Origin of the sequence: Sphingomonas morindae, assembly GCF_023822065.1 — a bacterium.
GTDB lineage: Bacteria > Pseudomonadota > Alphaproteobacteria > Sphingomonadales > Sphingomonadaceae > Solisphingomonas > Solisphingomonas morindae.
The window spans coordinates 2,240,751-2,265,155 of sequence record NZ_CP084930.1 but is presented as its reverse complement, the minus strand read 5'-3'; the positions used below and the strand labels follow the sequence as shown (position 1 = coordinate 2,265,155).

The 24,405-nt window shown below is 71.4% G+C and carries 22 protein-coding genes; 7 read left to right on the top strand and 15 right to left on the bottom strand.

Going from position 1 to position 24,405, the window contains the following annotated elements:
• The first annotated feature begins 29 nt into the window (after positions 1 to 29).
• The 3 genes from LHA26_RS11180 (at position 30) to LHA26_RS11170 (ending at position 3,350) form a co-directional block, all read left to right on the top strand.
• Complete coding sequence (locus LHA26_RS11180) at positions 30 to 671, top strand: alpha/beta hydrolase (protein ID WP_252165696.1); 642 nt, start codon at positions 30 to 32, stop codon at positions 669 to 671.
• Between the two features lie 320 nt (positions 672 to 991).
• On the top strand, positions 992 to 2,179 hold the full coding sequence (locus LHA26_RS11175) for a type III PLP-dependent enzyme (protein WP_252165695.1): 1,188 nt from the start codon (positions 992 to 994) through the stop codon (positions 2,177 to 2,179).
• 115 nt (positions 2,180 to 2,294) lie between these two features.
• On the top strand, positions 2,295 to 3,350 hold the full coding sequence (locus LHA26_RS11170; protein ID WP_252165694.1) for a 1,9-bis(guanidino)-5-aza-nonane synthase: 1,056 nt from the start codon (positions 2,295 to 2,297) through the stop codon (positions 3,348 to 3,350).
• A 93-nt stretch (positions 3,351 to 3,443) separates the two neighbouring features.
• Here the strand turns inward: LHA26_RS11170 and LHA26_RS11165 are convergent, their stop codons facing one another.
• The 5 genes from LHA26_RS11165 to LHA26_RS11145 are packed head-to-tail and all read right to left on the bottom strand — an operon-like array spanning position 3,444 to position 7,912.
• Positions 3,444 to 4,637, bottom strand: coding sequence for a class I SAM-dependent RNA methyltransferase (locus tag LHA26_RS11165; RefSeq protein ID WP_252165693.1), 1,194 nt, complete (start codon positions 4,635 to 4,637; stop codon positions 3,444 to 3,446).
• Between the two features lie 14 nt (positions 4,638 to 4,651).
• On the bottom strand, positions 4,652 to 6,031 hold the full coding sequence (locus LHA26_RS11160) for an NAD(P)H-hydrate dehydratase (protein ID WP_252165692.1): 1,380 nt from the start codon (positions 6,029 to 6,031) through the stop codon (positions 4,652 to 4,654).
• Positions 6,028 to 6,405 (bottom strand): hypothetical protein, encoded by a 378-nt coding sequence (locus LHA26_RS11155; RefSeq protein WP_252165691.1) that lies wholly within the window; start codon positions 6,403 to 6,405, stop codon positions 6,028 to 6,030. The genes LHA26_RS11160 and LHA26_RS11155 overlap by 4 nt, the downstream gene beginning before the upstream one ends.
• Before the next feature lie 14 nt (positions 6,406 to 6,419).
• A complete protein-coding gene (locus LHA26_RS11150; protein WP_252165690.1) occupies positions 6,420 to 7,181 on the bottom strand; it encodes an N-formylglutamate amidohydrolase in 762 nt (253 codons plus the stop codon).
• Positions 7,178 to 7,912, bottom strand: a complete 735-nt coding sequence (locus LHA26_RS11145) for an enoyl-CoA hydratase/isomerase family protein (protein WP_252165689.1) — start codon at positions 7,910 to 7,912, stop codon at positions 7,178 to 7,180. Before LHA26_RS11145 ends, LHA26_RS11150 begins: the two co-directional genes overlap by 4 nt.
• A 64-nt stretch (positions 7,913 to 7,976) precedes the next feature.
• Between LHA26_RS11145 and LHA26_RS11140 the strand changes: the two genes are divergently transcribed.
• A complete protein-coding gene (locus tag LHA26_RS11140) occupies positions 7,977 to 9,698 on the top strand; it encodes a DUF885 family protein (RefSeq protein WP_252165688.1) in 1,722 nt (573 codons plus the stop codon).
• A 21-nt stretch (positions 9,699 to 9,719) separates the two neighbouring features.
• On the opposite strand, the gene LHA26_RS11135 is transcribed toward LHA26_RS11140, so the two are convergent.
• The 3 genes from LHA26_RS11135 to LHA26_RS11125 all read right to left on the bottom strand — a co-directional run bounded on the left by LHA26_RS11135 (position 9,720) and on the right by LHA26_RS11125 (position 13,967).
• The gene (locus LHA26_RS11135) at positions 9,720 to 10,559 is read right to left on the bottom strand and encodes a 4-(cytidine 5'-diphospho)-2-C-methyl-D-erythritol kinase (RefSeq protein ID WP_252165687.1); all 840 of its coding nucleotides are present in this window, start codon (positions 10,557 to 10,559) and stop codon (positions 9,720 to 9,722) included.
• The gene (locus LHA26_RS11130; RefSeq protein WP_252165686.1) at positions 10,556 to 12,220 is read right to left on the bottom strand and encodes a tetratricopeptide repeat protein; all 1,665 of its coding nucleotides are present in this window, start codon (positions 12,218 to 12,220) and stop codon (positions 10,556 to 10,558) included. Before LHA26_RS11130 ends, LHA26_RS11135 begins: the two co-directional genes overlap by 4 nt.
• Positions 12,221 to 12,314: 94 nt before the next feature.
• Positions 12,315 to 13,967: an electron transfer flavoprotein-ubiquinone oxidoreductase gene (locus LHA26_RS11125; protein ID WP_252165685.1), complete on the bottom strand. Its 1,653-nt coding sequence runs from the start codon at positions 13,965 to 13,967 to the stop codon at positions 12,315 to 12,317.
• Positions 13,968 to 14,098: 131 nt separating this feature from the next.
• On the opposite strand from LHA26_RS11125, the gene LHA26_RS11120 reads away from it, so the two are divergent.
• From LHA26_RS11120 to moaB, 3 genes are read left to right on the top strand one after another with little or no spacing between them, the layout of a single operon-like run.
• Positions 14,099 to 14,845, top strand: a complete 747-nt coding sequence (locus LHA26_RS11120; protein WP_252165684.1) for a uracil-DNA glycosylase family protein — start codon at positions 14,099 to 14,101, stop codon at positions 14,843 to 14,845.
• Entirely contained in the window at positions 14,842 to 16,677 is a 1,836-nt protein-coding gene (locus tag LHA26_RS11115) for a lytic transglycosylase domain-containing protein (protein ID WP_252165683.1), read from the top strand. Before LHA26_RS11120 ends, LHA26_RS11115 begins: the two co-directional genes overlap by 4 nt.
• 17 nt (positions 16,678 to 16,694) lie before the next feature.
• Complete coding sequence (gene moaB / locus LHA26_RS11110) at positions 16,695 to 17,222, top strand: molybdenum cofactor biosynthesis protein B (RefSeq protein ID WP_252165682.1); 528 nt, start codon at positions 16,695 to 16,697, stop codon at positions 17,220 to 17,222.
• Positions 17,223 to 17,243: 21 nt separating this feature from the next.
• On the opposite strand, the gene LHA26_RS11105 is transcribed toward moaB, so the two are convergent.
• From LHA26_RS11105 to secY, 7 genes are all read right to left on the bottom strand, one after another.
• Positions 17,244 to 19,307: a prolyl oligopeptidase family serine peptidase gene (locus LHA26_RS11105; RefSeq protein WP_252165681.1), complete on the bottom strand. Its 2,064-nt coding sequence runs from the start codon at positions 19,305 to 19,307 to the stop codon at positions 17,244 to 17,246.
• Between the two features lie 140 nt (positions 19,308 to 19,447).
• Positions 19,448 to 19,870: a 50S ribosomal protein L17 gene (gene rplQ, locus LHA26_RS11100; RefSeq protein WP_252165680.1), complete on the bottom strand. Its 423-nt coding sequence runs from the start codon at positions 19,868 to 19,870 to the stop codon at positions 19,448 to 19,450.
• Positions 19,871 to 19,984: 114 nt separating this feature from the next.
• Positions 19,985 to 21,052: a DNA-directed RNA polymerase subunit alpha gene (locus LHA26_RS11095; protein WP_252165679.1), complete on the bottom strand. Its 1,068-nt coding sequence runs from the start codon at positions 21,050 to 21,052 to the stop codon at positions 19,985 to 19,987.
• A gap of 91 nt (positions 21,053 to 21,143) precedes the next feature.
• A complete protein-coding gene (gene rpsK / locus LHA26_RS11090; RefSeq protein ID WP_252165678.1) occupies positions 21,144 to 21,533 on the bottom strand; it encodes a 30S ribosomal protein S11 in 390 nt (129 codons plus the stop codon).
• A gap of 96 nt (positions 21,534 to 21,629) precedes the next feature.
• Positions 21,630 to 21,998, bottom strand: a complete 369-nt coding sequence (gene rpsM, locus LHA26_RS11085) for a 30S ribosomal protein S13 (protein WP_252165677.1) — start codon at positions 21,996 to 21,998, stop codon at positions 21,630 to 21,632.
• 242 nt (positions 21,999 to 22,240) lie between these two features.
• The gene (locus tag LHA26_RS11080) at positions 22,241 to 22,888 is read right to left on the bottom strand and encodes an adenylate kinase (RefSeq protein ID WP_252165676.1); all 648 of its coding nucleotides are present in this window, start codon (positions 22,886 to 22,888) and stop codon (positions 22,241 to 22,243) included.
• Between the two features lie 35 nt (positions 22,889 to 22,923).
• On the bottom strand, positions 22,924 to 24,291 hold the full coding sequence (gene secY / locus LHA26_RS11075; RefSeq protein ID WP_252165675.1) for a preprotein translocase subunit SecY: 1,368 nt from the start codon (positions 24,289 to 24,291) through the stop codon (positions 22,924 to 22,926).
• Between the last annotated feature and the right edge of the window lie 114 nt (positions 24,292 to 24,405).

The following is a 24,405-nucleotide window of genomic DNA, read 5'->3' as shown; positions in this document are numbered from 1 at the left end:
CGATAGTCGCCGTCTTTGCGTCAGGACCGATGCCCGAAGTCATTTTCCCCGGCCCCGAGGGCCGTCTCGAAGGCCGCTTCAGCCCGGCGCCCCGTCCGCGCGCGCCGGTGGCGCTGATCCTGCACCCGCACCCCCAGGCGGGCGGGACGATGAACAACCGCATCGTCCAGGCCCTCTACCAGACCTTCGTGCGGCGCGGCTTCGCCACGCTGCGCTTCAACTTCCGGGGCGTCGGCAAGTCGCAGGGCGTGTTCGACAACGGCATCGGCGAATTGTCCGACGCCGCCTCGGCGCTGGACTGGGTGCAATCGATCCACCCCGAAGCCTCGCAGACCTGGATCGCCGGCTTCTCCTTCGGCGCCTGGATCGGCATGCAGCTGCTGATGCGGCGGCCCGAGGTGCGCGGCTTCATCTCGATCGCGCCGCCCGCGAACCTCTATGATTTCTCCTTCCTCGCCCCCTGCCCCTCCTCGGGCATCATCATCCAGGGCGATGCGGACGAGGTGGCGACGCCGGCGGCGACGCAGAAGCTGGTCGACAAGCTGCGCACGCAGAAGCACATCACCATCCATCACGACACCATCCCCAAGGCCAACCACTTCTTCGCCGACGAGATGGACGAGCTGATGCGCTCGGTGGACGGCTATCTGGACATGCGCTTGAAGGGCTGAGCCCCTTCCCCGCGCCTTGAAAAACCGCTGAAGGCCCGGCCCGCCCGCCGGGCCTTTTTGCTGTCCGGCATGCGATTTGTCGTCGCGCAGGCGCCATTCGCCGCGCCTGACGCCGCCTCCGCGCGGCCGGCGCGCACCAATCGCGCCGACACTCGTTAACGCCATCCGTGATTCGCAGCCAAAAAGCCCGGAAACGCGGGGTTTCCTGAAGGTCTTTACAGGGGGGTCCGCTGTTTCTATATGCGCCCCCTCGCTGCCCCATGGGACTTCCAACCGCAAGGCAGCTTTCGTCCGAAACTACCCGTTGGAGGTCCCTTGAATTGCACAAGCATCATAGCGCGCTGGGGGTAGCTGCCGCCCTCCGTCCGGTTGCCCCGGTCACGCTCGTCCGTCCGCACGCCGCGGAGCGCGCCGCTCGCTTCTTCTCGGAGAAGTTTCCGGGCCGGTCGCTCTACGCCGTGAAGGCCAATCCGTCCCCGGCGCTCCTCGAGTCGCTGTGGGCGGGCGGGATCACGCACTATGACGTCGCCTCGATCGGCGAAGTCCGTCTGGTGCGCGCCACCCTGCCCGAAGCGACGCTGTGCTTCATGCACCCCGTCAAGGCGGAAGAGGCGATCGCCGAGGCCTATTTCGAGCATGGCGTCCGCACCTTCTCGCTCGATAGCGAGGAGGAGCTGGCCAAGATCGTGCGCGCCACCCAAGGCGCGACCGATCTCACGCTCTGCGTGCGGCTGCGCGTCTCGTCGGATCACTCCAAGCTCAGCCTGGCGTCCAAGTTCGGCGCCGATCTGAGCGAGGCTCCGGCGCTGCTCATGGCCACCCGCCAGGTCGCCGACGCGCTCGGCATCTGCTTCCATGTCGGCAGCCAGGCGATGAGCCCGGCCGCCTATGCGGAGGCGATCGCCCGGGTGCGCGCCGCGATCGTCGCGGCGGCGGTGACGGTGGACGTGATCGATGTCGGCGGAGGCTTTCCCTCCTGCTATCCCGGCATGGAGCCGCCGCCGCTCGAGGCCTATTTCCGGACCATCCACGAGGGCTTCGAGAGCCTGCCGGTCAGCTATTCGGCCGAGCTGTGGTGCGAGCCGGGCCGCGCGCTGTCGGCGGAATATGCGAGCCTGATCGTGCGCGTCGAGAAGCGCCGCGGCGACGAGCTGTTCATCAACGACGGCGCCTATGGCGCGCTGTTCGATGCGGCGCACATCGCCTGGCGCTTCCCGGTCCAGCTGCTCCGCGCGTCGGAGAGCCGGGCCAAGACGATGGCGTTCAGCTTCTACGGTCCGACCTGCGACGATATGGATCACATGGTCGGCCCGTTCGAGCTGCCCGCCGACGTGCAGCCGGGCGATTATATCGAGATCGGCATGCTCGGCGCCTATGGCTCGGCGATGCGCACCGGCTTCAACGGCTTCGGCACCGAAGCGACGGTGGCGGTGGATGACGAGCCGATGGTCAGCCTTTATGTCGGGACGAACGCCCGGCCGGCCGCCGGCCGCGTCGTCAAGCTGTAAGATCCCCTTGCCATGCCGGCGGTTGCCGGCATGCCTTCGCGGCTTGGGCCGCGCATGCCGCAGGCCGCCCGCCCCCGCACAGGGCGGGCCGGCCGGCTAGTGCTGGAGTGACACCATGACCAACGAAACCAAGATCAACGACGGGCGCAAGGCCGAGCTGCTGGCGACCCAGGTCGAGCATATCGATATCAAGAGCTTCGACGCGCGCCCGATCATCGACGCGATGAAGAAGATGAGCTTCACCTCGCGCGATACCGGCCGCGCGGCGGAGCTGTACAACATGATGCTGGCCGACCAGGATTGCGCGGTGGCGCTGGTGGTGGCCGGCTCCACCTCGGCCGGCGGCTGCATGGATCTCTATGCCGAGCTGGTGCGCAACAACATGGTCGACATGATCGTCGCCACCGGCGCCACCATCGTCGACATGGATTTCTTCGAGGGCCTCGGCCACAAACATTATCAGGCCAACGAAGTGCCTGACGACGATACGCTGCGCTCGCTCTACATCGACCGCATCTACGACACCTATATTGACGAGGTGGCGCTGCAGAACGTCGATCACACCATCTTCGAGATCGCCGAGAGCCTCGCGCCCAAGGCCTATAGCTCGCGCGCCTTCATCCGCGAGATGGGCAAATATCTCGTGCAGCACGGCAAGAAGGAGAACAGCCTCGTCAAGCTCGCCTATGAGCATGACGTGCCGATCTTCTGCCCGGCCTTCACCGACAGCTCGGCGGGCTTCGGCCTCGTGAAGCATCAGGTCGACAGCATGAAGGCGGGCAAGCCCTATCTGACGATCGACTCGATCGCCGATTTCCGCGAGCTGACCGACATCAAGATCAAGGCGGGCACCACCGGCCTGATGATGATCGGCGGCGGCGTGCCCAAGAACTTCATCCAGGATACGGTCGTCTGCGCCGAAATCCTCGGCCATGAGGTGGATGTGCACAAATATGCGGTGCAGATCACCGTGGCGGACGTGCGCGACGGCGCCTGCTCCTCCTCGACGCTGCAGGAAGCCGCGTCCTGGGGCAAGGTGTCCACCGCGATGGAGCAGATGGTGTTCGCCGAGGCGACCTCGGTGATGCCGCTGATCGCGTCCGACGCCTATCATCGCGGCCATTGGCGCAATCGCGAGAAGCGCGCCTTCGCGAAGCTCTTCAACGACTGAGCCTCCGCGCCTCCGGGCATGCGACAGGAGGGGGCCGGCGCCCGCGCGCCGGCCCCCGCTTGCTGTAAGGGGCCTGGGCCGGCGGGCGCGCGATCAGCCCGGTGTGGCCGCGGGGCTATCGAAGACGCCGACAAGCTCGACATGGGTGGACCAGCGGAACTGGCCGACCGGCTGCACCCAGGCGAGCCGCCGCCCGCCGGCGAGGAGCATCCGCGCATCGCGCGCGAAGGTGGCGGGATTGCAGGACACATAGACGACGCGCGGCCCCGGCGCTTCGGCCAGCCGCGCCACCTGCTCGCGCGCGCCGGCGCGCGGCGGATCCAGCACCACCGCATCGAAGCGGGCAAGCTCGGCCGGCGCATAGGGGCGGCGGAACAGATCGCGATGATCCGCCACGATCCGCCCCGCCCCGGCCGCCTTGAGCGCGAGCAGCGCATCGCGGGCGCCCTCCGCCGCCAGCACGCGGCCGGGCAGCGCCAGCGCGAAGGTGCCGAGCCCGGCGAAGAGATCGGCCACGGTGCGCGCCGCGCCCACGCCCTCGCGCACCGCCGCGACCAGCGCCGCCTCGCCGTCCGCCGTCGCCTGGAGAAAGCCGCCGGACGGGAAGCCGACCGCGGTGCCGCCGAGCGTCACGGTCACCGGTTGCGGCTCCCAGCGCGTCTCGGCGCCATGGCCCGCATCGACCGCGATCCGCGCGAGGCGGTGCGTCTCGGCGAAGCGCGTCAGCGCCTCCGCCTCGGCCAGCCCTTCGGCGGCGACGCCGGCGAGCCGCAGATCCACGCCCTGATCGGTGAGCGTCATCTGCACCTCGCCCACGCTGCGCGCCGGCAGCAGCGTGGCGAGCAGCGTGCGCAGCGGCGCGACCAGCGCCCAGAGCGGCGGCGCCAGGATCCAGCATTCGGCTAGGTCGACGATCTGCCGGCTCGCCTGCTCGTTGAAGCCGAGCCGCACGCCGCGCCCCTGCCGCTCGGCACGCAGCGCGGCGCGGCGTCGGGTGCGCGGCGGCGAGAGATAGGGCGCGCGGATCGCGGGCGTGTCGATCTGCTGGGCGTGCAGCGCGGCGATCACGCGGTCCACGAGGAAATCGGCATAGGCGCCGTCGTCGACATGCTGGAGCTGACAGCCGCCGCACTGCGGGAAATGGCGGCACGGCGGCACCGCGCGATGCGGGCCGGGACGCACCTCGCCCGCCGCGTCGATCGTGTCGCCCGGCGCGGCCAGCGGCACGGCGCTGCCCTGTTCGGTGAGGCCGTCCCCCTGGGCGGCGAGGCGGGTGATGCGCTGCATCCGCGCCGCCCCGTTCAGAGGCACGCGCGGGCGGCGGCGCGCAGCCCGGCGAGCAGATCGTCCGCGATCAACAGCGGGCCGGCCAGGCGCGCCGCCTCGGCATGGAGCCAGGCGCCCGCCTGGGCCGCCGCGAAGCCATCGCTGCGCTGCGCCAGCAGCGCGCCGATCGTGCCGGCCAGCACATCGCCCGTGCCGGCGCTCGCCAGCCAGGCCGGCGCGGGCGGGTTGATCGCGGCGCGGCCATCCGGATGGGCGACGACCGTGCACGCGCCCTTGAGCAGCAGCACCGCGCCCGTCGCGGCGGCGCCGTGGCGCGCCTTGTCCAGCGCGCTGCCGGTCGCATCCGGGAAGAGCCGGGCGAACTCGCCCATATGCGGGGTCAGCACGCTCGGGGCCGCGCGGCCGCGGAGCGTCGCCGGTCCCTGCCGCGCGATCAGGGTCAGCGCATCGGCATCCAGCACCAGCGGCCGGTCGCCCGCCAGCACCCGCGCCAGCCGCCGCGCGCCCTCGCTTTCGGTGCCGAGGCCCGGGCCGATCACGATCGCGCCGATGCGGCGATCCTCGAGCGCGGCATCGTCCCAGGCCCGGCGCACCAGCGCGTGCGGCGGCGCATCGCCGGAAAGGCCGAGCAGCTCGACATAGCCGGCGCCCGCGCGCTGACCGGCCAAGGCGGCGAGCAGCGCCGCCCCCGGCATTGCGCCGGCCGCCACCAGCAGCTTGCCGCGCTTGTATTTGTCGCTCTCCACGCCGGGCGCGGCGAGCCGTGGCGGCTCGATCTCGACCACCGACGAGGCGGCATCAAGCCCGATCTCGGCCAGCACCACCTCGCCACAGGCGGCGAGGCCCGGCATCAGGCGGTGCGCGCGCTTGAGCGCGCCCAGGGCGACGCAGAGATCGGCCGCCGGGGGCGTGCTCAGCACCGCGCCATCGTCGCTCGCGATGCCGCTCGGCAGGTCGATCGCGACGCGGTGCCGTGCCGCCGCCGCCAGCGCCCGCGCGGGCGCCGCCACCGCCTCGTCCAGCGGCCGCGTCAGCCCCGTGCCGAACAGCGCGTCGAAGAAGAGCGGCGCCGGCGCCGCTTCGGCGAGCGGCTCGACCGGACCCTCCCAGGCCGCGCGCGCGGCCTGCGCGGCCGGGCTCGTCGGCGGCGCCGAGGCGCAGACGCGCACCGCCACGCCGCGCTGGCGCAGCCGCTGCGCCACCACATAGCCGTCGCCGCCATTATTCCCCGGCCCGCACGCGACCAGCGCGGGCACCGGGCCGAACCTGTCCCAGGCGCGATCGGCGACGGCGCGGCCGGCGCGCGCCATCAGCGCCTCGACCGTCACGCCGCTGTCGAACAGCGCCTGCTCGGCGGCGCGCGTCTCGGCCGCGGTGAGGATCGGCCGGCTCATCGCGCGGGCAGCGTCGCGCCTTCCACCGTGGCGGGGAGGCGGTAGCGATCATCGTCGATGGCGACCTGGATGGTGCCCGGATCGATCACCGTCACCCGCGCCGTCTCGGCGCCATCGGCCGTCACCACGCCGCGCCCGTCGGTGGTGACGGTGAGCCGGCGAAATCCGCCATCGGGGTGGTGGATGAGCAGCGCCAGCCCGTCGCCGGAGACCATCCGCTCCACCGTGCACTGGGTCTGGAAGGTCACCGAGCCCGACAGCGCGCAGGGCAGCGAGGTGGCGCGCGCCGCCGCGTCGATCACGGGATCCTCGGCCTTTTTCTGGCAGGCGGCCAAGACGAGCGGAAGCAGGAGCAGGGCGAAGCGACGACGCATGGCCCTGCCATAGGCTAGGCGCGCCGCCGCGTCATGTCCGATTGCGTTGCCATCGCCGCCGCCGTGGCGGCAAGCACCGGCGCCAGCCGCGCCGCCCAGCGCGCCACCCCCGCCGCGTCGCCGATCAGATCCTGCCGCACCTCGACGCCGAGATAGGGCCGCCCCGCCGCTTCGGCATGGCGGTTCATCGTCGCGTTGAGCAGGCGCCCCGAATAGGGCTGGTTGTCGCCAGCAACGATCCCCGCCGCCGTGAGCAGCGGCAGCGCCACCGCCGGCGCGCGGCGATCCTGATTGTAAAGGATGCCGATTTCCCAGGGTCGCGCCTCGTGCGGGCGCGTGGCGAGGCGCGGCGTGAAGCTGTGCAGCGAGACGATCAGCGCGGTCGGCCGCGCCGCCACCGCCGCCGCCACGGCGGCATGATAGGGCTCGTAGAACCGCGCCAGCCGCGCGGCCCGGCCGGCCGCATCCAGCCGGTTGCCGGGCACGGCGATGCCATCGCTCTCCAGCGGGATCAGCCCGGGCGCGTCGGGCTCGCGATTATAGTCGCAGACGAGACGGGACACGCCGCCGAGCAGCGCCGAGGCGGGCAGCGTGGCGCAAAGCGCCTCGGCCAGCGGCGCCACGCCGATGTCCACGGCGACATGGCGGCCGAGCACCGCCGCGTCGACACCCAGCGCGATATCGGCGGGGACGTGCGCCGAGGCGTGATCGGCCACGATCAGGATCGCCTCGCCGCCCGCAATCGCCCGCCACGCCGGCGTGGCCGCGTCGCTCACGTGAAATCGGGCGTGCGATTGTGGCGGAAGGCCTCGAATCCTTCGGCGAAATCGCGCCCGCCAAAGGCATCGTCGAAGCGCTGATCGACCCCGAAGCGGCCCGCCATCGTCGCCTTGAGCGCCAGCAGGCTGTACGGCGCCTTGTCGGCTATGGCCTTGACCATGGCGGCGCCGGTCGGCGTTTCGCGGTCGATCAGCTCGACCAGGCCGATGCGCAGCGCCTCGTCCGCCGGGATCCGCTCGGCGCTATACACCAGCCGCGCCGCCTGGCCGGGGCCGACGAGCTTGATCAGCGCCGAGAGATCCTCCTGCGGATAGGAGATGCCGAAGCGCGCCGGCGTGATCGCGAAATCGGCCTCAGGCCCGGCGACGCGCAGATCGCACGCCATGGCGAGCGACACGCCGGCGCCGTAGCAGCCGCCCTCGATCACCGCGAGCGTGGGCTTGCCGATCGCGCGGATGCGCTTGAACGCGCTCAGCATGGCGCAGCGGAAGACATGGCGCTGACGGGGATTGTCGCGCAGCGTGGCAAGCTCGGCGAGATCGGCGCCCGCGCAGAAGCTGTGCGGATCGGCCGATTCGATCACGATCAGCCTTGTCTCCTTGCGGGCGCCGGCCTCGTTCACGAGCTTTTCAAGCGCCGTCCAGCCGGCGATCGGAATGGCGTTGCGCGCGGCGCCGCGATCGATCACGACCCGCGCCACAGCACCTTGGGTCTCTAGCCTGAACATGCCGGCATCTTGCCAGAGTCGGGCGGCCATGTCACCCATTTGGATCGAAAGGGAGCGGATTTCGATGGCCACCCGACGCCAAGCCCTCGGCCTCGCCGCCGGGCTTCTTCTGTGGGGCGGCCGCTCCGCGCGGGCCCAGCCCGTCTGCCCCGATGCCGCCGGGCTCGATCGGCTGGGCGATCCGCTGGCCGGCGCGCTGCCCGAGGCGATGGTGCGCGGCGGCGACGGCGATGCGGCGCTGCTCGCGCGGTGCGACGATCTCTCGCCCGACGGCGACGCGCTGGTGGCGCTGGCGCTCGCGCATCTGCGCGCCAGCCTGCCCGCCGATTGCGCGACGCCGGAAGAGGCGGGGTTGCGCGCGCTGGTCGAGCGGGCCGGGCGCACCGGCGATCTGCGCTATGGCCGCAATGATCCGCTCGCCGCGATCCACCGCCCCTATCGCGTCACCGCCTATTGCGGTCCGCAGACCGAGACGGTGACCGCGCTCGCCGCCTGGCAGCCGCTCGATACGCCGGACCTGCTCGCGGCGTGGCTCGCCAAGCTCGACGCGCTCGCCGACGCGACGCTCGGCGCCGCGCGCGGGCTGCGCGCGGATCGCGACGCCGGCTGCCTGCCGCCCATGCTCACCGGCCGCGCCGCGCTCGCCGCGCTGGACGGGCTGCTGCTGGCGCCGACGGCGGATCATCCGCTGCTGGTCCGCCTGCCCCAGGGCCCCGCCCGCGCGCGCGCCGAGGCGAGCCTCACCCGCCGCGTCCAGCCGGCCATGGCGCTGCTGCGCGACACGCTGGCCGCGCTGACCCGCGCCGGCCGCGCCGAGCCCGGCCTGTGGGCGCAGAAGGGCGGTGACGCGCTCCACGCCGCCAATATCGCGCGGGCCGGCGATACCAATCTCGCGCCCGAGGCGGCGCAATCCTACGCGCGGGAGGAGGTGGCGCGGATCAACGGCCTCTTGACCAAGCGGCTGGCGCTGCGCGGCTACAAGACGGGCACGCTGGCGGAGCGGATCGCCGCGCTGTTCGCCGCGCATCCCGGCCTGGTGGCGAGCGACGACGCGGCCGGCCGCGAAGGGCTGGTGGAGGCGGCGCGGACGCATCTCGATGCGGCCCACGCGCTGCTCGGCCGGCTGGTGCCGCCCGCGCTCGCCACCACCCCGCCGCTCGAGGTGGCGCCGCTGCCCGCGCTGGGGCCGGGGCAGCCGGGCGGCTCCTTCTACCTGCCCGCGCTGGCGGGCGCGCCGGCGCGGCTCTGGCTCGACGCGCGTTCAGTCTATGCGCTGCCGATCCCGGGCGTGGCGCCGATCGTGGACCGGCTGGGCCTGCCCGGCCGCCATCTGCTCGCCGCCGGCGCGGCGGGCGTGGCGCGGCCCCGGCTGGTGGCGGCCGCCGCCTGGCCGGCGCTCGAGCAGGGCTGGGCCGCCTATGGCGACCGGCTGGCCGCCGAGGCCGGGCTGTTCGCGCGCGATCCCTGGGGGGATGTCGCGCGGCTCGCGGACGAGCTGCTGCGCGCCGCGCGCCTCGTCGCCGATGTCGGCATCCACCAGCAGCGCTGGACCCGCGCCGAGGCCGAGCAGCGCATGATCGAGATGACCGGCGCCCCCCAGGCCGCCGCGCTGGATCGCATCACCGCCATGCCGGGCGAGGCGGCGGCGCCGGTGCTGGGCCTCGCCCGCCTGCTCGAGCTACGCGAGACGGCGCGCCACGCCGCCGGGCGCAAGTTCGACGCCAAGGCCTTTCACGAGCACGTCCTGCAGGGCGGGCCGCGGCCGATGGCGCAGGTTAGCGCCTGATCCGGCGGCGCCCGCGCGGCCTCAGCGGAGCCGGGTCGCCAGCTGCCACCAGCCGGGGTGATCGGCGGCGATCGTCGCGGCGGCGGCGTCGCGCGCGGCCGAGCTCTCGAACAGGGCGAAGCAGGTCGCGCCCGAGCCCGACATGCGCGCCAGCACCACCCCCGCGCAGGCGGCCAGCGCGGCCACCGCGGTGGCGATCACCGGCTCGAGCCGGATCGCCGGCGCTTCCAGATCATTGCGGCCCGCGCGCGCGATCGCGAGCAGGGCGTCGCCGGTCGCCAGCGGTCCGCGATCCACCCCGTCCCAGGCGCGGAACACGGGCCCGGTCAGCGTCGGCACGCGCGGATTGACGAGCAGGACCGGCGTGCCGCGCAGCGCCTCGTCCGCCACCGGCACCAGCGCATCCCCGCGCGCCTCGCCCCGGCAGGAGCGCGACTCCAGGCAGGCGGGCACATCGGCGCCCAGTCCCGCCGCCAGCGCGCGCAGATCCGCCGCGTCGGGCGCGAGCGTCCAGAGCCGAGCGAGCACGCGCAGCGCCGCCGCCGCATCGGCCGAGCCGCCGCCGATGCCGGCCGCGACCGGCAGCCGCTTGTCGAGCCGGATCGCGGCGCCGGCATCGATCCCCGCCGCCGCGCGCAGCGCCGCCGCCGCGCGCAGCACGAGATTGTCGGGCCCGGCGGACAGCCCCGCGCCGAACGGCCCCTCGATCGTCAGGCCGAGCGTATCGGCCGGTTCGGCGGAGAGCCCGTCGCCGGCTTCGCAGAAGGCGAACAGCGTCTCGAGATCATGATAGCCGTCCGGCCGCCGCCGGCGCACATGCAGCGCCAGGTTGAGCTTGGCATAGCCGACATCGTCGATCATGGCGCGGCGGGCAGCCCATTGTCGATCTTGGCGCGCAGCCGCGCGGCATCCTTGGGGCCGGCCGGCACCAGCGCGGCGCGCCAGGCATAGCGCGCCTCGAGCTGGCGGCCGACCTTCCAATAGGCGTCGCCGAGATGCTCGTTGATGTCGCTTTCGGCGGGCGAGGCGCGCACCGCCTGCTCCAAGAGCGGGATCGCGCGGGCATAATCGCCGCGCACATACCAGGACCAGCCGAGCGAATCGGTGATGGCGGGATCGTCGGGCGCCAGCGCCGCCGCCTTGGCGATCAGCGCCGAGGCGGCCGCCGGATCGCCGCCATGTTCCAGCTGCGAATAGCCGAGAAAGTTGAGGATCGCCGGCTGATCGGGCGCGATCGCGAGCGCGCGCTTCACGGTCGCCTCGGCCTGCGGCCAATCGCCGCTCTCGAGCTGGGCATTGCCCATCTGGAGCAGCAGCGGCCAGGCGAGATCGGCCGGCGCGCGCGCCCCGCCGGCCAGCGCCAGCGCCTTGTCATAGGCGGCGGCCGCCTCGCCATAGCGCTCGCGCCCGACGAGCAGATCGGCATAGCGCGACCAGTCCGCCGCCGAGGCGTCCGGCTCGCGCGTCGCGGCCAGCGCATCGGCGAGCGCGGCATCGGCGCGGCCGGCGCGGACCAGCAGCGTCACCCGCGCGTCGCGCGCCGCGCCCGCGAAGGGATCGTCCGGACCGATCGGGCCGAGCGCCGCCAGCCCGGCATCGATATCGCCGCCACCCGCCAGGAGGCTGGCGGTGAGCAGCCGCGCCTCGCTGTCCTGCGGCGCCAGCATCGTCGCCATCCGGGCGAAGCCGAGCGCGAGCGCGGCCGCCTGCTCGCGATTAATTTCCGCCGCGACCTCGGTGAACAGCCGCGCCAGCCCCGTCTGCGCGCTGGTGACGCCGCCGGGCAGCGCGCGATGCGCCGTCAGCAGCGCGCGGGCGCGGAGTTCGGGCGCGGACGTGCCGGTCAAGAGCGTCAGCGCGAGATCGCGCTTGTGGCGCGCCGCCAGCGTCGCGGCGGCGGCAATGCGCAGCCGCGCCGCGCGCGCCGTGTCGGGCAGCTCGAGCGCGTTGAGCGCGGCGATGCCTTCGGCCGGCTTGCCGCCCGCGAGCAGCAGCAGCGCGCGATGCTCGGCGGCGACGGCGGCGGCGAGCTTGGTCGGCTGCGGCGCGGCGAGCAGCGCAGCGGCGTTGCGATCGTGTCGGCCAAAGGCGATCCACGCCTCGGCGACGGGCGCGACGAAGCCGAACAGCTTCTCGCTGCGCACCCGCGCCGCCAACAGCCGGGCGCGGCCATAATCCTTGTCGGCGACGGCGGCGGCGAGCAGCAGCAGCGTGCCATCGGGCGGCAGCACCTGGCGCGCCTCGAGCGCTTCGGCGGCGCTGCGGGCGAGCGCCATGTCGCCCGCCGCCAGCGCCTGGCGGAAGGCGGTGAGCCCCAGCCTGGTATCGGCGGGATTGTCGGCGAGCGCGGCCGCCACCGCGCGCGCGGCAATATCGAGATCGCCATTATCCCCGGCGGCGCGCGCCAGCACATAGTCGGCCAGCGGCGATCGCGCGGGCGCGGGCGGCGGCAGGCTGGCGCGGCCACAGGCCGGCGCGGCGGCGACGGACAGCAGGATCGGGAGGAGCAGGCGAGGTGTCATATCAGTCAGCGGCATCCGGCACCATCAGCCCCCAGCCCTCCTTGTTCGATCGGCGCCCGTTGCGCAAGGGCCGGCGGGCGGCCGCCGCCGCCGCTCACATATTGGGATAATTGGGGCCACCCCCGCCCTCCGGCACCACCCAGTTGATATTCTGGGTGGGATCCTTGATGTCGCAGGTCTTGCAGTGGACGCAGTTCTGCGCGTTGATCTGGAGGCGCGGCGCGCCCTCCTCGCGCCCGATAATCTCGTAGACGCCGGCCGGGCAGTAGCGCTGCTCGGGGCTGTCATAGAGGGCGAGATTCACCTCGATCGGCACCGCCGTGTCGCGGAGCGTGAGGTGGATCGGCTGATCCTCCTCGTGATTGACGCCCGAGAGGAAGACCGAGGACAGCCGGTCGAAGCTGATGACGCCGTCCGGCTTGGGATAGGCGATCGGCGTGCAGGCCGCCGCCGGGCGCAGCATCTCGGCGTCGCGGCGCTTGTGGCGCAGCGTGACGGGCAGGCCGATCTTGAGCAGCCGCATCCACATGTCCGCGCCCGCCACCATGGTGCCCATGGTGCCGCCGAACTTGGCGACCGCCGGCTCGGCATTCTTCACGCCCTTCAGCTCGCGCGCGATCCAGCTCGCCTCGACCGCGGGCTGATAGCCGTCCAGCACATCCCGCCCGCGCCCCGCGGCGATCGCGGCAAAGGCCTGCTCGGCGGCCAGCATGCCCGATTTCATCGCGGTATGCGTGCCCTTGATCCTCGGCACATTGACGAAGCCGGCCGAGCAGCCGATCAGCGCGCCGCCCGGAAAGGCGAGCTGGGGCACCGATTGCCAGCCGCCCTCGTTGATCGCGCGCGCGCCATAGGAGACGCGCCGCCCGCCTTCCAGCAGCGGCCGGATCGCGGGGTGCTGCTTCCAGCGCTGGAATTCCTCGAAGGGCGAGAGGAAGGGATTGCTGTAATCCAGCGCCACCACGAAGCCGATCGCGACCTGGTTGTTGGCCTGGTGATAGACGAAGCCGCCGCCCCAGGCGTCGGTGAGCGGCCAGCCCTGGGTGTGGATCACCCGGCCCGGCACATGCTTGGCCGGATCCACGTCCCACAATTCCTTGAGACCGATGCCATAGACCTGCGGATCGCAGGCACGCTCCAGCTCGAACAGCCGCTTCAGCTCCTTGGTCAGATGGCCGCGCGCGCCCTCCGCGAACAGGGTATATTTGGCGTGCAGCTCCATGCCGGGCTGATAATCGGGCTTGTGCGTGCCATCGCGCGCCACGCCCATGTCGCCGGTGGCGACACCCTTGACCGCGCCGGCCTCGTCGAACAGCAGCTCGGCGGCGGCGAAGCCGGGGAAGATCTCCACGCCCAGCGCCTCGGCCTGGCCCGCCAGCCAGCGGCAGAGCGCGCCGAGCGAGCCCGTATAGGTGCCCTTATTGTGCATGAAGGGCGGCATCAGCCAGTGCGGCAGCGCGATGCGGGCGCGCTCGCGCAGCACCCAGTGATGATTTTCGGTCACTTCGACGGTCAGCGGGCTGTCCTGCCCGCGCCAGTCGGGGAGCAGCTCATCGAGCGCCTTGGGATCGATCACCGCGCCCGACAGGATGTGCGCGCCGACCTCGGAGCCCTTTTCGAGCACGCAGACCGAGATGTCGCCGCCGGCTTCGGCGGCGCGCTGCTTCAGCCGAATCGCCGCCGCCAGCCCGGCCGGCCCGGCGCCGACGATGACCACGTCATATTCCATCGATTCGCGTGTGGACATGCCTACTCCCCGGCCCTGATCGCGCGCCTGCCACCGTGCAGACGACGGATCGCCGCAGGCCGACAACGCTTTGGCCAGCTTCGCGGTGCATGAAACTTGACGTGCGCGTCAACCCCGGGTGAAAGCAGGCCATGTTGAACGGGGGGGAGCATCGCTTCGGCGACCTGATCGCCAGCGCCTTGGGCTGGTGGTCCGACGCGGGGGTGGACAGCGCCATTCTCGAAACCCCGCGCGACTGGCTGGCGCCGCCGCCGCCCGCCACGCACGCGGCGCCGGTCGCGCCCGATCCCGCCGCGCCGCTCGCCATCGCCGCCCCGGCCGCCGCCGCGCCGCTCGACGATCTCGCCGCGCTCCAGGCCTGGCTCGCGACCGAGGCCTATCTGCCCGAAGCGCCGCCGCCGCGCCGCCGGGTGGCGCCCAGCGGCGCCGCCGGTGCCACGCTGATGATCGTCGCCGATATGCCCGACGAGGCCGATCTGCGCGCCGGCCGCCTCTTCGCCGAGGAGGCCGCGCTGGTCGACGCCATGCTGACCGCGATCGGCCAGCGGCGCGAGACGCTGTATTGCGCGCCGCTCTCGCCGGGGCGGCTGCCCGGCGGCCGGCTCGGCGCCGCCGCGCCCGCGCTGGTGGAGCTGCTGCGCGCGCAGATCGCGCTGGTGCGGCCGCGCGCGCTGCTCTGCTTCGGCGAGGAAGCGAGCCGGGCGCTGTTCGATCGGGATCTGCTCGCCGCCAGCCAGGCGCTCACGCCGCTCGACCATGGCGGCCACGAGGTGGCGGCGATCGCCACCTTCCATCCCCGCACCCTGCGACGCCAGCCTCCGCTCAAGGCCGAGGCATGGCGTTCGCTGCAGCACCTGCTTGGAGCGCTTGTCCGGTGAAGCCCCACGTCCGATCCCTCGCCGCGCTGGCGCTGGCCGGCAGCATGCTCGCCTCGGCCGCCCTGGCGGCGGACGCGCCCGCGCCCGCGCCATCCCCCGCCCCGGCCACACCGCCCGCCCCCGCCCCGCGCGCCGCCACCGCCGCGGCGCAGGGCCAGGCCGGGCTGCTCGATCCGCAGGAACGCCAGACCTATCGCGCCGTGTTCGATGCGATCCGCGCCGGCGCCTGGTCCGATGCGCGCGCCGGCATCGCGGCGGCGCCCGACAGCCTGCTCGCGCCCGTCGCCACCGCCGAGCTGTTCCTCGCCAAGAATTCGCCGCGCGTGGAACGCGACGATCTGCTCGCGCTGCTCGCCCGCGCGCCGGAATTGCCGCAGGCGCCGCAGCTCGCGCTGCTCGCCCGCAAGCGCGGCGTCACCGATCTGCCGCTCCTGCCGCAGCCGCGCGATCTCGATTGGCTGAACGGCGCGCCCGCGCGCGTCGCCGCCTCGGCGACGGCGGGCGATGTCGCCGCCGCCGCGCTGGCCCAGCAGGCGCGGCCGCTGCTCAAGGCGGATCAGCCCGCCGCCGCCGAGGCGCTGCTCGCCACCAGCGCGCTCCAGCTCACCCCCGAGGCGCGCACCGAGTGGCAGCAGCGCATCGCGTGGAGCTATTATCTGAACGGCGACGATGCCAGCGCCACCCGCCTCGCCGGCGAGGCCGCGCGCGGGCCAGGCGGCTGGGCGGTGCAGGCGGCTTGGGTGGCCGGCCTTTCCGCCTGGCGCCAGCGCGACTGCCAGACCGCCGAGGAGGATTTCGCGCGGGTCAGCGGCAATGCCGGCGATGCCGAGATGAAGGCGGCCGGCCTGTTCTGGACGGCGCGCGCCGAACTCGCCTGTGGCCGCTTCGATCGCGTCCAGGCGAAGCTGCGCGCCGCCGCGCGCGTGCCCGAAACCTTTTACGGCCTGCTCGCCGCGCGCATGCTCGGCATGACGCCCAAGGCCGCCGGCGCGCGCGCGGTGCTCACCCCGTCCGAATGGACGCAGCTCGCCACCCATATCGATGTGCGCCGCGCCGCCGCGCTGGTCGAGGTGGGGGAACTCGGCCTCGCCGACGAGATGCTGCGCTGGCAGGCCAAGATCGGCACCGATGCCGAGCATCGCGCCCTGCTGCACCTCGCCGCCCAGCTCAACCTGCCCGCCACCCAGATCTGGCTGGCGCACAATGCGCCGGCGGGCCAGGTGGTGGAGGTTTCGGCCCGCTATCCCGCGCCGAACTGGATCCCCCAGGGCGGCTGGCAGATCGATCGCGCGCTCGTCTTCGCCCATGCGCTGCAGGAATCGCGCTTCCGCACCGACGCGGTCAGCCCGGCGGGCGCCTATGGGCTGATGCAGGTGCTGCCCGGCACCGCCGATCTGATCGAGCGGCGGCGCGGGGGTTCGCCGGTCGCGCGCACTTCGCTCTCCACCCCGGCGATCAACATGGCCTATGGCCAGGCCTATCTCGAACAGCTGGCGAGCGCGGCCGGCACCGGCGGGCTGCTGCCCAAGGTGATCGCGGCCTATAATGCGGGGCCGAACGCCGTCGCCCGCTGGGACATCAACAACCGCGCCCAGAACGACCCGCTGCTCTACATCGAATCCATCCCCTATGCCGAGACCCGCGCCTATGTCGCGACGGTGCTGCGCAACTATTGGATGTACCAGGCCCAGGCGGGCGAGCGGCCGCTGAGCCTCAAGGCGCTGGCGCAGGGCCGCTGGCCACGCTTCCCCGGCCTTGGCGGCGATGCCCGCGCCGGGCTTTCCACCGCCACCACCACCATGACGCTGCGCAGCGGCGCGGTCCGCCCCTGACCGACCGAAGGACGATCATGCCGCTCGACGACAGCCGACCCTTTCTGCCGGTGCGCATCGCGCTGCTCACCGTGTCCGACACACGCGGGCTGGCGGAGGATCGGTCGGGCGATGCGCTTCTGGAGCGGCTCACCGGCGCCGGCCATATCCTCGCCGAGCGCGCGATCGTGATCGACGATGCCGAGCGCATCGTCGCGCGGCTGCACGGCTGGATCGACGATCCGGAGGTGGATTGCGTGATCGCCACCGGCGGCACCGGCGTGACCGGGCGCGACGTGACGCCCGAGGCCTTCGCGCGCGTGTGGGACAAGGAGATCCCGGGCTTTGGCGAGCTGTTCCGCTGGCTCAGCTATGCCAAGATCGGCACCTCCACCATCCAGTCGCGCGCCTGCGCGGGGGTCGCCCGCGGCACCTATCTCTTCGCCCTGCCGGGATCGACCGGCGCGGTGAAGGACGGGTGGGACGGCATCCTCGCGACCCAGCTCGACAATCGCCACCGGCCCTGCAACTTTGTCGAGCTGATGCCGCGCCTGCGCGAGCGCTGAGCCGGGCCGCGCCGCGCCGCCTCAGCCGCGCAGCCCCGTCCAATAGGCCGCGAAGGCCCAGAGATCGGCGATCTCGGCGATCTGCGCCTGGGTGGATTTGCCGGCGCCATGGCCGGCGCGGGTCTCGATGCGGATCAGCCTCGGCCTGGGGCCGAGCGCGGCGGCCTGGAGCGCGGCGGCATATTTGAAGCTGTGCGCGGGCACGACGCGATCGTCGGTGTCGGCGGTCGCCACCAGCACCGCCGGATAGGCGACGCCGTCCCGGATGCGATGCAGCGGCGAATAGGCGTGGAGCGTGGCGAAATCCTGCGGATCCGCGGGATCGCCGTAATCGTCCGTCCAATAGCGGCCGGCGGTGAACTGGGTGAAGCGCAGCATATCATGCACCCCCACCGCCGGCAGCGCGGCGGCGAACAGCTCGGGGCGCTGGTTGGTCACCGCCGAGACGAGCAGCCCGCCATTGCTATGGCCATGGATCGCCAGCCCATCGGCACGCGCGATGCCGCTCGCCACGAGATGCTCGGCACAGGCGATGAAATCGTCGAACACGGTCTGCTTGGCGTGGCGCCGGCCGGCATCGTGCCACGCCTTGCCATATTCGCCGCCGCCCCGGATATTGGCCACCGCATAGACACCGCCCATCTCCGCCCAGGCGAGCGCGGCGGGGCTGAAGCCGGGGGTGAGCGCGATGGCGAAGCCGCCATAGCCATAGAGCAGGGTCGGCGCGGGCAGCACGCAATCCCGCCGCCGCAGCAGGAAGAGCGGCACCTCGACCCCGTCGCGCGCCACCACCTTGTGCTGCTCGACCACGAAGCGCGCGGGATCGAAGGTGAGGCGCGGCGCGAAGTGGCAGGCCTGGGCGCCGGTGGCGGTGTCGATGCGGTGGATCTCGGTCGGCCGGTCATAGCTGGCGAAGGCGTAGAAGCCCTCCGCGCCATCGGCGCGCCCCGACAGGCCCAGCACGCTGCCGATCCCCGGCAGCATCACGTCGCGCGCGCCGCGCCCGTCCAGCCCCACCAGCCGCAGCCGTCCGGCGACATCGTGCAGATAGGAGAGGAGCAGCCGGTCTCCGACCACCCGCGCCTCTTCCAGCACATCCTCGCTTTCCGGCACGATCTCGCGCAGCCGCCGCATCGGCGAGGCGACATCCATCGCCACCACGCGCCGGCGCGGCGCGTCGAGATCGGTGACGAAATAGAAATGGTCGCCCACCGCGCCGGCGAGCCGCCAATCCTGTTCCAGCCCGCGCACCAGCGTGCGCGCCTTGAGCCGGGGTGCGGTGAGATCGATCAGCGTCAGCTCGTAGCGCGCCTCGGTGCCTTCGGCGGAGGTGATGAGCAGCCAGCGGCCATCCTCCGTGACTTCGGCGACATGGCTGAGCTTGGGCCGATCGGGCGTGGCATGGACGAGAAAGTCGGCGCTCTGCGGCGTGCCGAGGCGATGGAAATGCACCGCATGATCCAGATTGGCGGCCTGGAACTCGGCGCCCGGCTTGGGCTCGGGAAAGCGCGAATAGAAGATGCCCGAGCCATTGCCCGCCCAGGCGAGCCCCGAGAATTTCACCCAGGCCAGCACGTCGCTGGTCTCGCCGCTGGCAAGATCGAGGATGTGGATCGAGCGCCAGTCGCTGCCGCCATCCTGCACCGCATAGGCAAGCCGCGTCCCGTCGGGCGAAGGCGCCCATTCGGCGAGCGCGGTGGCGCCGTCCTCGGACCATTGGGCGGGATCGATCAGCAGCCGCGCCTCGCCGTCCAGCCCGTCGCGCACATAGAGCGGCGCCTGGGCATCGAGCCCGCTGTTGCGGCGGAAGAAATAGCGGTCGCCCCGGCGGACGGGAAGCGACACGCGCGCATAGTTCCACAATTCGGTGAGCCGCGCGGCGATCGCCGCCCGCGCCGGCAGCCGCGCCAGATAGGCATCGGTGAGCGCCGCCTCGGCCTCGACCCAGGCGCGCACCTCGGCGCTGGAGCGGACATCCGCCTCGAGCCAGCGATAGGGATCCGGCACCGCAACCCCATGCAGCGTATCGACCTGGCCGCTCGCCCAAGTGGGTGGATAGCTGATGTCGGCTTCGTCCAAGATCATGCGGCCCTCTCTGTCGAAGCCCAAGTCTAACGACCTCAGCAAATTAGGGAAATCCGGTTCTGCCGCGCCAGATACGACAAGGCCGCCCCCGCATGGCGGGAGCGGCCTGGCACGCCGGCACGGGCCGGAGATTGCGCCGATCAGGCGGCCTCGTCGAGCGCCTCGTCGCTCTCGACCGGGCCCGAATCCTGGCCCTTGGCGGAGACGTCGCGATCCACGAACTCGATGATCGCCATCGCCGCCGCGTCCGAGGCGCGGATGCCCGCCTTGATGATGCGGGTATAGCCGCCGTTGCGCGCCGCATAGCGATCGGCGAGCACATCGAACAGCTTGGTCAGCTGGGTATCGTCCTGCAGCCGGGCATGGGCGAGACGGCGATTGGAGAGGCCGCCCTTCTTCGCCAGCGTCACCAGCTTCTCGACATAGGGGCGAAGCTCCTTCGCCTTGGCGAGCGTGGTGGTGATCTGCTCGTGCTTGATCAGCGCGGCCGCCTGGTTGCGGAACAGCGCGGTACGGTGCGAGGCGGTCCGCTGAAGCTTACGGCCTCCGACGCGATGACGCATGGTATAGTCCTCATGTTCGTCCCGGAGCCGTTTCAGGTACTCCGGACCGGGCGGTGGAACAGGGCACCGCCCTCACCCTTGCGCCCCGCCCGAGACTGGGCGGAGCCGGCAGGATCAATATTCCTGCTCGAGCTTCTTCGCCATTTCCTCGATATTCTCCGGCGGCCAGCCGGGGATATCCATGCCGAGCCGCAGGCCCATGGAGGAAAGGACTTCCTTGATCTCGTTCAGAGACTTGCGCCCGAAATTCGGGGTGCGGAGCATCTCCGCCTCGGTCTTCTGCACGAGATCGCCGATATAGATGATATTGTCGTTCTTCAGGCAGTTGGCCGAACGCACCGAAAGCTCCAGCTCGTCCACCTTCTTGAGCAGGTAGCGGTTGAGCTGGTTGGCGTCGGCCTCGGGCTCGGCGCCCGGCGCCGGCGCGGCGATGCCGGCCATCTGCGGCACCCCGGCCGAGAGCGGCATGCCCTCGTCGAAATGCACGAAGAGCTGGAGCTGGTCCTGCAGGATGCGCGCGGCATAGGCGAGCGCGTCCTCGGGCGTGACGGTGCCGTCGGTCTCGACGGTGAGCGTCAGCTTGTCATAGTCCAGTTCCTGGCCGACGCGGGTGTTCTCGACCTTGTAGGCGACCTGACGGACCGGCGAGTAGAGCGCATCGACCGGGATGAGACCGATCGGCGCATCGGCCGGACGGTTCATCGCGGCGGCGACATAGCCTTTGCCGGCGGCGGCGGTCAGCTCCATGTTGAGCGTCGCGCCATTATCGAGATGGCAGATCACCAGATCGGGGTTCATCACCTCGATATCGCCGGTGGTGGCGATCATCCCCGCGGTCACCTCGGCCGGGCCGGTGGCGGTGAGCTGGAGCCGCTTGGTGCCCTCACCCTGCATCCGCAGGGCGATCTGCTTGACGTTGAGAACGATGTCGGTCACGTCCTCGCGCACGCCCGCCAGCGACGAGAATTCGTGCAGCACATTCTCGATCTTGATCGAGGTGACGGCGGCGCCCTGAAGCGACGAGAGCAGAACGCGGCGAAGCGCATTGCCGAGCGTCAGACCGAAGCCGCGCTCCAGCGGCTCGGCGACGAAGGTGGCGCGGCGCTTGGTGTCGCCGCCGGCCTTCTTCTCGAGGCCGTTCGGCTTCTTCAGTTCCTGCCAGTTCTTGGCGTTGACGGCCATGTGTCTTCCCTCAAGGGTTGGGCCGGGTGGCGCGTCCGCCCCCGGCCGGAAATACGGCGCGGAGCCACACGACCCCGGCCGGAACTGTCGATCAGACGCGGCGACGCTTGGACGGACGGACACCGTTGTGCGGGATCGGCGTCACGTCGCGGATCGAGGTGATCTGGAAGCCCACGGCCTGGAGCGCGCGCAGCGCCGATTCACGGCCCGAGCCCGGACCCTTCACCTCGACCTCGAGGGTGCGGACACCATGTTCGGCGGCCTTCTTGCCGGCATCCTCGGCGGCGACCTGCGCCGCATAGGGCGTCGACTTGCGCGAGCCCTTGAAGCCCATCATGCCCGAGGAGGACCAGGCGATCGCATTGCCCTGCGCATCGGTGATGGTGATCATGGTGTTGTTGAAGCTGGCGTTCACATGGGCGACGCCGGCGGTGATGTTCTTGCGCTCGCGACGGCGAAGGCGCTGCGGTTCACGTGCCATTGATAATCCTGACCTTGATCTCGTGGATCGCCGGGGCCGCGCGGCCGGCCGGCGCGAAGCAGGGGCATCGGCCGCCGGGCGGCCGACGCGAGCCGCTTACTTCTTCTTGCCGGCGATCGGCTTGGCCTTGCCCTTGCGGGTGCGCGCATTGGTGTGCGTGCGCTGGCCGCGGACCGGCAGACCCTTGCGGTGGCGCAGGCCGCGATAGCAGGCGAGATCCATCAGCCGCTTGATGTTCATCGCGGTCTGGCGACGGAGATCGCCCTCCACGGTGTAGCCGGCGTCGATCGCCTCGCGGATCTGCAGCACTTCCTGGTCGGACAGGTCCTGCACGCGGCGCTCGCGCGCGATGCCGAGCTTGCCGGTGATTTCCTTGGCCTTGGCCGGACCGATGCCGTGGATATAGGTCAGCGCGATCTCGACGCGCTTGTTGGTCGGGATGTTGACACCCGCAATACGTGCCATGTGACGTTTAACTCCTGCTCCACAGGGCACCCTGGCCAGGCGCCCCATCTCGTCGCTTCGACCCGAAAAGCCGGTCCGCCGGTACGGAGGAAGGCCGGCGCGCGCATGAACGCGCACCGCCGGACGCCGGGTTTCGGGATTGGGCGCTCATAAAGACCGACTCGGGCCCCGTCAAGCGAGGCGCGCGCCGATCGGCGATTTGGTTCCGTGCAAGGTTTTGCGCGGACGCCGGGCCGTGCGGCTCAGCCGTCGAGCAGCGCGTCGATCGCGGCGCCCACGGCCTCAATATCGGCCATGCCGTCGACCCGGCTGACCAGGCCCTTGGCCTCGTAATAGGGCAGGATCGGCGCGGTCTTGGCGCGATATTCGGCCATGCGCGTGCGCACCGTCGCCTCATTATCGTCGGGCCGGCGCTTGAACTCGGTCGCGCCGCACACGTCGCACACGCCCGGCACGCGCGGCAGCTTGAACACATCGTGATAGCCCGTGCCGCACACCGCGCAGGTGAAGCGGCCGACGATCCGCGCCACCAGCGCATCCTCGTCCACCTCAAGCTCGATCACCCGGTCGAGCACGCGGCCGCGCGTGGCGAGCAGCGCGTCCAGCGCCTCGGCCTGCGCCTGGGTGCGGGGATAGCCGTCGAAGATCGCGCCCTTCTCGGTGTCGGGCTGATCGAGCCGCTCGCCGATGATGCCCGACACGATCGCATCGGAGACGAGCGCGCCCGCTTCCATCACCGCCTTGGCCTGAAGCCCGACCGGCGAACCCGCCTTGATCGCGGCGCGCAGCATGTCCCCCGTCGAGAGCTGGACCATGCCGCGCTCGTGCACGAGCCGTTGCGCCTGGGTGCCCTTGCCCGCCCCCGGCGGCCCGAGCAGGATGATGTTCATTCGCGCGTCCCCTCCCTGCTATTCCGGCGTGCGCCTCAGCGCACGCGGCCCCTCAGCTTCGCCTTCTTGATCAGATCGCCATATTGATGGGCGAGCAGATGGCTCTGGATCTGCGTCACCGTGTCCATGGTGACATTAACCACGATCAGCAGGCTGGTGCCGCCGAGCGCCATGGTCGGCAGGCTCACCGCCTTTTCGGCGAATTCGGGCAGCAGGCAGATCACCGTCAGATAGGCGGCGCCGATCACGGTGATGCGGGTGAGCACATAATCGAGATAGTCGCCGGTCGCCTTGCCCGGGCGGATGCCGGGGATGAAGCCGCCATAGCGCTTCAGATTGTCCGCAGTCTCCTCCGGGTTGAACACCACGGCCGTGTAGAAGAAGCAGAAGAAGATGATGCCGACGGCGTAGAGCGCCATGTAGAGCGGCGCGCCGCGCTGGAGCGAGGTCGTCATGGTGATCAGCGCATCCGACCACCAGCCCTGCCCCTGCACCCGATTGCCCGCGAACTGGGCGATGGTGAGCGGCATCAGCAGCAGCGAGGAGGCGAAGATCGGCGGGATCACGCCCGAGGTGTTGATCTTGAGCGGCAGATAGCTCTTGTCGCCCTGCATCATGCCCCGCGCCGTCTGGCGCTTGGGATATTGGATCAGCACCTTGCGGACCGCGCGCTCCATGAAGCAGATGAAGGCGATCAGCGCGAAGGAGCCGCCCAGCGCCAGCGCGATCACCAGCGGCGAGATGGCGCCGGTCCGGCCGCTTTCCAGCAAATTGCTGATCACGGTCGGGAACTGGCTGACGATGCCGGCCATGATGATGAGCGAGACGCCGTTGCCGATGCCGCGGCTGGTGATCTGCTCGCCCAGCCACATCAGGAACATGGTGCCGCCGATCAGCGAGATGACGGTGGAGATGCGGAAGATCATGCCCGGCTCGACCACCGCCGACACGCCGTTGGACGCGCCCCAGCCCTCAAGGCCGACAGCGATGAAATAGCCCTGCACGGCGGTGAGCAGCACGGTGAGATAGCGAGTATATTGATTGAGCTTCTTCCGCCCGCTCTCGCCTTCCTTCTTGATCGCCTCAAGCTGGGGCGAAAGCGAGGTCGAGAGCTGCACCACGATCGAGGCGGTGATGTAGGGCATCACGCCGAGCGCGATCAGGCTCATGCGGTGCAGCGAGCCGCCGGAGAAGGTGTTGAAAAAGTCCAGCACGCCGCCATTGGTCCGCTGGAACAGCGAGTTGAGCGCGCGGGGATCGATGCCGGGCAGCGGCACGAAGCTGAGCAGGCGGAAGATGATCAGCGCGCCCACGGTGAACCACAGCCGCTTCTTCAGATCGCCCGCCTGGGCGAATTTGGAAAGGCTGAGGCCGGCGGCCATCTGGTTGGCGGCGGTTGCCATGAAGTTCAGAGTCCCCGAAACGGAAAGACGGCGGGACGCAAGGTCGCGCCCGCCGCCTCATAGTAGCGATCGTCCGGCTTGTCTAAGCCCCGATCGCCAAAGCCCGGCGGCCGG

Coding starts and splice junctions, on each gene's coding strand:
- LHA26_RS11145 (WP_252165689.1), bottom strand. CDS start 7,912: ATGTTCAGGCTAGAGACCCAAGGTGCTGTGGCGCGGGTCGTGATCGAT.
- rpsK (WP_252165678.1), bottom strand. CDS start 21,533: ATGGCACGTGAACCGCAGCGCCTTCGCCGTCGCGAGCGCAAGAACATC.
- LHA26_RS11180 (WP_252165696.1), top strand. CDS start 30: ATGCCCGAAGTCATTTTCCCCGGCCCCGAGGGCCGTCTCGAAGGCCGC.
- LHA26_RS11170 (WP_252165694.1), top strand. CDS start 2,295: ATGACCAACGAAACCAAGATCAACGACGGGCGCAAGGCCGAGCTGCTG.
- rpsM (WP_252165677.1), bottom strand. CDS start 21,998: ATGGCACGTATTGCGGGTGTCAACATCCCGACCAACAAGCGCGTCGAG.
- LHA26_RS11080 (WP_252165676.1), bottom strand. CDS start 22,888: ATGAACATCATCCTGCTCGGGCCGCCGGGGGCGGGCAAGGGCACCCAG.
- secY (WP_252165675.1), bottom strand. CDS start 24,291: ATGGCAACCGCCGCCAACCAGATGGCCGCCGGCCTCAGCCTTTCCAAA.
- LHA26_RS11125 (WP_252165685.1), bottom strand. CDS start 13,967: ATGTCCACACGCGAATCGATGGAATATGACGTGGTCATCGTCGGCGCC.
- LHA26_RS11130 (WP_252165686.1), bottom strand. CDS start 12,220: ATGACACCTCGCCTGCTCCTCCCGATCCTGCTGTCCGTCGCCGCCGCG.
- LHA26_RS11105 (WP_252165681.1), bottom strand. CDS start 19,307: ATGATCTTGGACGAAGCCGACATCAGCTATCCACCCACTTGGGCGAGC.
- LHA26_RS11155 (WP_252165691.1), bottom strand. CDS start 6,405: ATGCGTCGTCGCTTCGCCCTGCTCCTGCTTCCGCTCGTCTTGGCCGCC.
- LHA26_RS11165 (WP_252165693.1), bottom strand. CDS start 4,637: ATGCAGCGCATCACCCGCCTCGCCGCCCAGGGGGACGGCCTCACCGAA.
- LHA26_RS11095 (WP_252165679.1), bottom strand. CDS start 21,052: ATGGCCGTCAACGCCAAGAACTGGCAGGAACTGAAGAAGCCGAACGGC.
- LHA26_RS11140 (WP_252165688.1), top strand. CDS start 7,977: ATGGCCACCCGACGCCAAGCCCTCGGCCTCGCCGCCGGGCTTCTTCTG.
- LHA26_RS11120 (WP_252165684.1), top strand. CDS start 14,099: ATGTTGAACGGGGGGGAGCATCGCTTCGGCGACCTGATCGCCAGCGCC.
- rplQ (WP_252165680.1), bottom strand. CDS start 19,870: ATGCGTCATCGCGTCGGAGGCCGTAAGCTTCAGCGGACCGCCTCGCAC.
- LHA26_RS11160 (WP_252165692.1), bottom strand. CDS start 6,031: ATGAGCCGGCCGATCCTCACCGCGGCCGAGACGCGCGCCGCCGAGCAG.
- LHA26_RS11135 (WP_252165687.1), bottom strand. CDS start 10,559: ATGATCGACGATGTCGGCTATGCCAAGCTCAACCTGGCGCTGCATGTG.
- moaB (WP_252165682.1), top strand. CDS start 16,695: ATGCCGCTCGACGACAGCCGACCCTTTCTGCCGGTGCGCATCGCGCTG.